The sequence below is a fragment of the Moorena sp. SIO4A5 genome (assembly GCF_010672005.1).
Taxonomy (GTDB): Bacteria; Cyanobacteriota; Cyanobacteriia; order Cyanobacteriales; family Coleofasciculaceae; genus Moorena.
This window is the reverse complement of sequence record NZ_JAAHHZ010000263.1, coordinates 1-6,493: the sequence shown is the minus strand read 5'-3', so window position 1 is coordinate 6,493 and position 6,493 is coordinate 1. Positions and strand designations below refer to the sequence as shown.

The window sequence follows — 6,493 nt, the reverse complement described above, 5'->3', positions numbered from 1 at the left end:
AATGCCCTGTACTGAAAGCCGAAGAACCCAAGCGGACATCCCGTCTGCTGCTATGTGATTTGACTGCTAGAACTCTCAAACTGGGATTGTCTTTACTGGGAATCCAGGTACTGGAGCGGATGTAGTACAGTTAACTATCTCAGCTATCAGCCAAGGTCAAAGGCTGATAGCTTAATACTTACGTACATCTTTATTAGGACAACTATCTGAATAACTCTGCTTCAGCATCAGCAAGTTCACGACACTAGTGTTCGAGCCACAGGGTGAGATAATGGTTTGGTTTTGACCACAATTTCCACATCTTGACCCAAAGCGTTTAAGAAGCGAAACAGCCGCACAATTGAAAAACCCGCCAACTTACCATTGATAAGTGCGGAAACTTTGGGCTGATCTACTCCTAAAACCTTTGCCGCCGCAGCTTGTGTCATACCCTGGTTGGAAATAATACTACTAATCTTACGAGCCAGTTCTGCTTTAACGATTAATTCGTCAGAGTTTTCTAAACCTAAATCGGCAAACACATTACCACTACTAGCTTGTACTTCAATTTCTTTGACCATAATTACTACCTCTACTCGTGAGTGTAATGTTGTGAGTAATGTTCTCTGGCTCTTTTTAACCTGGCTTCAATTAATTCCAGCTCTTGCTTGGGTGTGGCGATACCTTGCTTTGATTTCTTTTGAAATGTATGCAGAACATACACTACACCTTGGAGTTTTACGGTGTATACACCCCGATAAGTGTCTCCATCAAAGTTGTCAATAACTTCGAGTACACCAGCACCTTTGAATCCTTTGAGGGGTTTAGCACCGGGATGTTTGTCTCCACATTGAGCTAAGTACAAGGCATAACCCATCACTTGCTGAACTTCTGAGGGAAATTTTTTCAAATCTTCCAAGGAACTGCCAACCCACTCTACAGGTTTTAAGGACACATCCATGTGATAAATATGCCAATTATAGCATGCTAATTACTAGTGTCCTAATTATCGGTTTCTACAATGAACAGGGTGTATAAGATCACTCCCCATAGCAGCAACACAAACCACTCGAAGGTGGCAAAACCTGCAAACATAGGGCGCAGTTCAACTAATGATTTGCTCGACTCGACGATATAGAGCCATACTCTAACTGGCTGAGTTTTGCTGATTCAGCCAGTTTGGAACATTCTCGTCCCTAGGCGCGATCGGGGTGTTCTTGTCTTAGGGGTAATTCAACCACTCAACCGACCACAGAACTTCGCACTGTCCAGTATGAATGGATTGTAGCGATTTGAAAATTAGTGACTAAAGGATTTGACAATTGCTATAAGTTATTGATAATCTGCTTCTGATATTCTTCCTCAGTCATCATCTCTTGGGTACTCTCCACTCTGTCTAAAAATACAATTCCCTCAAGATGGTCATATTCATGCTGAAATATCCTGGCTACAAAGTCTGTTAATTGTTGCCGCTGATACTGACCATACCGATTAGTATACTCCACCTCAATTCGACTATACCTGGGTACTAACCCTCGAATGCCGGGAATACTCAGACACCCCTCCCAGTCCTTAACCATGTCAGTGTCATGACTAATAATGCCAGGATTAATCATAGCCGTTGCTTCCATCAACGGTGCGTGGGGATACCTTAAATTCGGACGAGACGCTACTATAAACAAACGATAGGATTGAGATACTTGGGGTGCTGCAATGCCAACGCCATTGGCTGCTGTAGCAGTTGCTATGAGCTGATCAATCAGTTGTTGAAGGCGTTCATCGAGCAAATTATGTACTCGCTGAGTATGCTGCCGTAAAATCGGGTTGCCTAACTGAGCAATTTGTAGTGTTTCACTCACCATAGTAAAAGCCAAACGTCTATATCCGTCAAGCTTATTCGATCAAATGCTCAAACAGTACCTTTATATATTAAAAATTGGTAAAAATTTTTGGGTGGTGGGATATAGGAAAGCGGTGCGACCCCGCGCTTTTTAAAAGCTAAGCGTGAACGCGCACCGTAGGAATTTATATGCCCTTGGTCTGGGCTGTGGCTCATCACATCTAGCTTAAAAAAAATTGACTACGGTAGAGAAAAAACAGTGAAAATTTCCCCAGAACAACTATGGATTCAGGTATTAGAACGTCTCAAACTACAACTGAGTCAGCCCACCTTTGAAACTTGGCTCAAGACAACTAGTGCTCAACAGCTTGACAATAACTGTTTGCTGATTCGCACTGCCAATCCCTTTTCCAGAAATTGGTTGCAGAAGTATTACGTTAAAACAATTGCTGATGTCGTGGAAGATATTTTAGGTCAACGAGTGGAAATTCACTTCACAACGGCTACAGGAGACAATAACTCAATTACTGGTGATCCTGACTTTTCCTGGTCATTTCCGGTAGCCACTAATCATTCCGAAAATACCTTTAAAAACCAGCCAAGACGCGCTAAGTTAAATCCTAAGCATGTTTTCTCTCGCTTTGTGGTTGGTCCTAATAATCGCATGGCTCATGCTGCATCTCTGGCGGTAGGGGAGTATCCAGGACGAGAGTTTAACCCTCTGTTTCTTTGTGGTGGTGTTGGTTTAGGCAAAACTCATTTGATGCAGGCAATTGGTCATTACCGCTTGGAGAATAACCCAGACTCTAAAATTTTTTATGTTTCTACTGAGCAGTTCACTAATGATTTAATTTCTGCTATTCGCGAGGATAGTATCCAAAGTTTCCGGGAACATTATCGGACAGCGGAGGTACTTTTGGTAGACGATATTCAGTTTATTGAAGGTAAGGAATATACTCAGGAAGAGTTTTTCCACACCTTCAATACTTTGCACGAAGCTGGTAAACAAATTGTCTTGGCATCAGACCGTCCTCCTAATCAGATTAATAGCTTGCAAGAACGCCTTTGTTCCCGCTTTTCTATGGGGTTAATCGCTGATATTCAGCCACCAGATTTGGAAACCAGGATGGCTATCTTGCAAAAAAAGGCAGAGGACGAAAATATACGTCTACCCCATGACGTGGTTGAGTACATTGCTGCTAGCTACACCTCTAACATTAGAGAACTAGAGGGAGCTTTGACTAGGGCTGTGACTTATGTATCGATTTCGGGGTTAGCGATGAATGTGGAAAATATTGCACCGATTTTGAACCCACCAACCAAGAAGATTCAGGCTTCTCCTGAGGTTATTTTAAGTACTATATCTAATACGTTTAATCTTTCAGTGGAAGACTTAAAAAGTAGCTCTCGGAGGCGAGAAATTAGTTGGGCTAGGCAAATTGGGATGTATCTGATGAGGCAGCATACAGAATTGAGCCTACCCCGCATTGGGGAAGAATTTGGGGGCAAAGACCACACGACAGTCATGTACAGCTGCGATAAAATTACTCAGCTGCGGGAAAAAGATGATGAGTTAGCTCAGAAACTTTCTCAGTTAAGCGATCGCATAAATCTGACAGCTAGGAGTCAAAACCAAACATAAAGCCTGTTTATAGCAATTATCAGCGACGTTTGAGGTACTTTTTTCCTAGCTTTTTGGGAGCAGGGAGTAGGGAATCGGGAATCGGGAATCGGGAATCGGGAACAGGGACAAAATACTCTGTACCTCATTAGGCTAGAAACCGCTATTTTAATTAAAGTTTGTTAATTAAAGTTTGTTAATTAACGGCTTGAGCTTGATGCTATGATCGAGTTTACTGCTATAATATATGGCTTCTGAGTATAAATGCTCTGTGGAAAAATCACCGAATTTTTCCACAACTTTTTCCACAAATGGTTTGCTAACTCAATTAGTATTCAGCTATCAGCTATCAGCTATCAGCTATCAGTTATCAGCTATCAGTTATCAGTTATAAGCTATCAGCTATCAGCTATCAGCTATCAGCTATCAGTTATCAGTTATAAGCTAATGCTTCACAGGCTAGAAGCCTGTGCCACGCTACTTGAGGTGCTATCAGCTAAAAGCTGACTACTGATGGCTAAAGGCTGACCACTGACCGCTGACTACTGACCGCTGACCACTGACCGCTGACTACTGACTGCTGACTACTGACTGCTGACTACTGACCGCTGAATGCTTAGGTTTTTGAGGTGGTTTTGTACAAAGATTAGTAATCGAGTACTATAGTTTCTTACTAAAGCAAGCCCCATTACGAAACCAATCATGAAACTGGTTTGCAGTCAAAGTGACCTCAATACAAACCTTTCACTAGTGAGTCGGGTAGTGCCTTCTCGCCCTACTCATCCTGTGCTGGGGAATGTTTTGTTAGAAGCAGACCAAAAAAATCAGCGGGTGCTACTAACTGCTTTCGACCTTAGCGTGGGTATTCAGACTAGCTTTAAGGCTGACGTTGAGACAGGAGGGGAAATTACCCTGCCAGCCAAACTGCTCAATGATATTGTTTCCCGTCTACCTTCAGGGGAAATTACTCTAGAGGATGATGGGAAAGGTACAGACAGTGATAGCCTGATTGTCACCTTAACCTCGGCTACCGGACGTTATCAGGTTCGAGGTATGAGTTCTGAGGAATTCCCCGAGCTGCCGGAAGTTAACACATCCGTTGCGGTTCATATTCCTGTAGAAGTCTTAAAGGCTGGATTGCAGGGTTCTTTATTTGCCACTAGTTCTGATGAAACTAAGCAAGTGCTGACGGGGGTTCACCTTACTGTACAGTCGGACAAATTGGAATTTGCTGCTACCGATGGTCACCGACTAGCAGTTGTGGAAACTAATCGGAGAATAGAGGAAAGTGCAACGACTGAAGCTACCCAAGAATTGGATGATCATGATTTACCCGTAGAATTTACGTTACCAGCTAGAGCGTTACGGGAGTTGGAGCGGATAGTATCTAAGGCTGAAGCTCAGGATATTATTGCGATTCAGTTTGAACCTGGTCAGATTGTTTGTCAAGGGGGAGAACAGCGTTTAACAAGCCGAACTCTGGAAGGACAGTACCCTTCCTATCATCAGCTGCTTCCCAAACACTTTCAGCGTCAGATCATTCTCGATCGCCGTCAATTACTGAGTGCAGTAGAACGGATTGCAGTGTTGGCTGATCAGAAAAATAATATTGTCAAGTTTAATATCGATAGTGTTAACCAGCGGCTTCACCTCTCGGTAGAGGCAAAAGATTTGGGTAGTGGTCGGGAGTCAATGGAAGTTCAAATATCGGGTGATAGTTTGGAAATTGCTTTTAATGTTAAGTACTTAATTGATGGCTTAAAGGCGCTTTATACCTCTGATATTCAAATTCAGATGAATGAAGCTAATAGTCCTGTGATTTTTATGCCTCTAGGGGGATTGAAGATGACCTATTTGATTATGCCAGTTCAGATTAGGAAATAGTAACAGAAGAGTGTGGGAAGTGTGGGAAGTGTGGGAAGTGTGGGAAGTGTGGGAAGTGTGGGGAGATGGGGAGATGGGGAGATGGGGAGATGGGGAGATGGGGAGATGGGGAAATAGCGAGATAGCGAGATAGGAAAAATTTTTATAGCTCCCGACTCCCGACTCCCGACTCCCGACTCCCGACTCCCGACTCCCGACTCCCTTCTAAATTATGGATTTAACTGCCAAACTAGTTATTTTCCAAGGCTCTATCTTAACTACTTTTCCATCAGCTGATGCTTCTGATAAACTAACAGGTCTTTCCAATAAGTCAACTGGGTGAACTATTTTCAATCCTAAATCACTGACTAAGGATAAATTTGCTGATTCCCCATGAGATTCATAACATCTGATAATCCATTGATCAGGGATATGTTCGGATTGTTTAAGTGCAATCAAAATTAGAGTCTTAGCTGACAAATTTAATAGTTGTCCGGTTGATGGTAAAGAAGGTCTACTATTATTACTGACATTATTACTGAAAATAGAACTATTAGCGGGAGACCAAAGTAAACTTAGAAATGGTAAGTTAAGCTGGTATGCTAGGTGAATTGTATCTGCAGAACGCCAACTGCCTTGATGAGGATAGAGAGCATAGGTGAATTGGTGGATGCCTTGATCAGTTTCAGGATCGGGCCAAGTGGGAGAGCGAAGCAATGTTAGACGTAATTGGGAAGCCTGGGCATCATAGCCGTATTTGCAATCATTAAGCAAACTGACACCATAGGTTTGATCACTCAAGTCTGCCCAACGCAGAGCAGGTACTTCCCATTTAGCTTGCTCAGCAGGGGTTTGGGGTCGAGTAGAACGTTGAATTACCCCACAAGGCATCTCATAGGACACATAATCGGCATCAATGGCTAATGGAAACGCAGCTTTGACTAATACATGGCGTTCCTGCCAGTCTACGGTAGTGGCAATCTTGAGTACTGGAGATTCAGCTGAAAGGATATAGTCCTGAGAAAATTGCGATCGCATCAGCCGACGCACCACTCGCAAACGTTGACGCAATACTCCGGTTTCAATCCACTCGATCCCGATCAGCTCAGTGCTCGGCAAAGGATGGTCAGCATAATTTGGGTCTATATTCCATGCATCCCAATATTGACCACTATCCTCGAAAGCTTGTA

Annotated in this window: 8 protein-coding genes; 3 read left to right on the top strand and 5 right to left on the bottom strand. The window is 43.0% G+C overall.

What is annotated here, in order from left to right:
- Positions 1 to 125 (top strand): DALR anticodon-binding domain-containing protein (locus F6K57_RS34400; RefSeq protein ID WP_293072410.1); only part of this gene is annotated, 125 nt, incomplete at its 5' end.
- Between the two features lie 111 nt (positions 126 to 236).
- On the opposite strand, the gene F6K57_RS34395 is transcribed toward F6K57_RS34400, so the two are convergent.
- The 3 genes from F6K57_RS34395 to def form a co-directional block, all read right to left on the bottom strand.
- Complete coding sequence (locus F6K57_RS34395) at positions 237 to 560, bottom strand: helix-turn-helix transcriptional regulator (RefSeq protein ID WP_293072406.1); 324 nt, start codon at positions 558 to 560, stop codon at positions 237 to 239.
- A gap of 11 nt (positions 561 to 571) precedes the next feature.
- A complete protein-coding gene (locus F6K57_RS34390) occupies positions 572 to 940 on the bottom strand; it encodes a type II toxin-antitoxin system RelE/ParE family toxin (RefSeq protein WP_293021351.1) in 369 nt (122 codons plus the stop codon).
- A 364-nt stretch (positions 941 to 1,304) separates the two neighbouring features.
- Complete coding sequence (gene def / locus F6K57_RS34385; RefSeq protein WP_293072408.1) at positions 1,305 to 1,838, bottom strand: peptide deformylase; 534 nt, start codon at positions 1,836 to 1,838, stop codon at positions 1,305 to 1,307.
- 240 nt (positions 1,839 to 2,078) lie between these two features.
- Here def and dnaA point away from each other — a divergent pair, with 240 nt between their 5' ends.
- Positions 2,079 to 3,461, top strand: coding sequence for a chromosomal replication initiator protein DnaA (dnaA, locus tag F6K57_RS34380; RefSeq protein ID WP_293045834.1), 1,383 nt, complete (start codon positions 2,079 to 2,081; stop codon positions 3,459 to 3,461).
- On the opposite strand, the gene F6K57_RS34375 is transcribed toward dnaA, so the two are convergent.
- Positions 3,446 to 3,589, bottom strand: coding sequence for a hypothetical protein (locus F6K57_RS34375; protein ID WP_293021347.1), 144 nt, complete (start codon positions 3,587 to 3,589; stop codon positions 3,446 to 3,448). The genes dnaA and F6K57_RS34375 overlap by 16 nt on opposite strands.
- A gap of 553 nt (positions 3,590 to 4,142) precedes the next feature.
- On the opposite strand from F6K57_RS34375, the gene dnaN reads away from it, so the two are divergent.
- On the top strand, positions 4,143 to 5,324 hold the full coding sequence (gene dnaN / locus F6K57_RS34370; protein WP_293072403.1) for a DNA polymerase III subunit beta: 1,182 nt from the start codon (positions 4,143 to 4,145) through the stop codon (positions 5,322 to 5,324).
- 204 nt (positions 5,325 to 5,528) lie between these two features.
- Here dnaN and F6K57_RS34365 read toward each other — a convergent pair.
- Positions 5,529 to 6,493, bottom strand: a 965-nt coding sequence (locus F6K57_RS34365) for a glycoside hydrolase family 38 C-terminal domain-containing protein (protein ID WP_293072401.1), incomplete at its 5' end; no start/stop codon positions are given.

What these genes read in the sequence shown, in the direction of transcription:
- F6K57_RS34395 (WP_293072406.1), bottom strand. Translation starts at nt 560, where the DNA reads ATGGTCAAAGAAATTGAAGTACAAGCTAGTAGTGGTAATGTGTTTGCC.
- F6K57_RS34390 (WP_293021351.1), bottom strand. Translation starts at nt 940, where the DNA reads ATGGATGTGTCCTTAAAACCTGTAGAGTGGGTTGGCAGTTCCTTGGAA.
- F6K57_RS34375 (WP_293021347.1), bottom strand. Translation starts at nt 3,589, where the DNA reads ATGAGGTACAGAGTATTTTGTCCCTGTTCCCGATTCCCGATTCCCGAT.
- dnaN (WP_293072403.1), top strand. Translation starts at nt 4,143, where the DNA reads ATGAAACTGGTTTGCAGTCAAAGTGACCTCAATACAAACCTTTCACTA.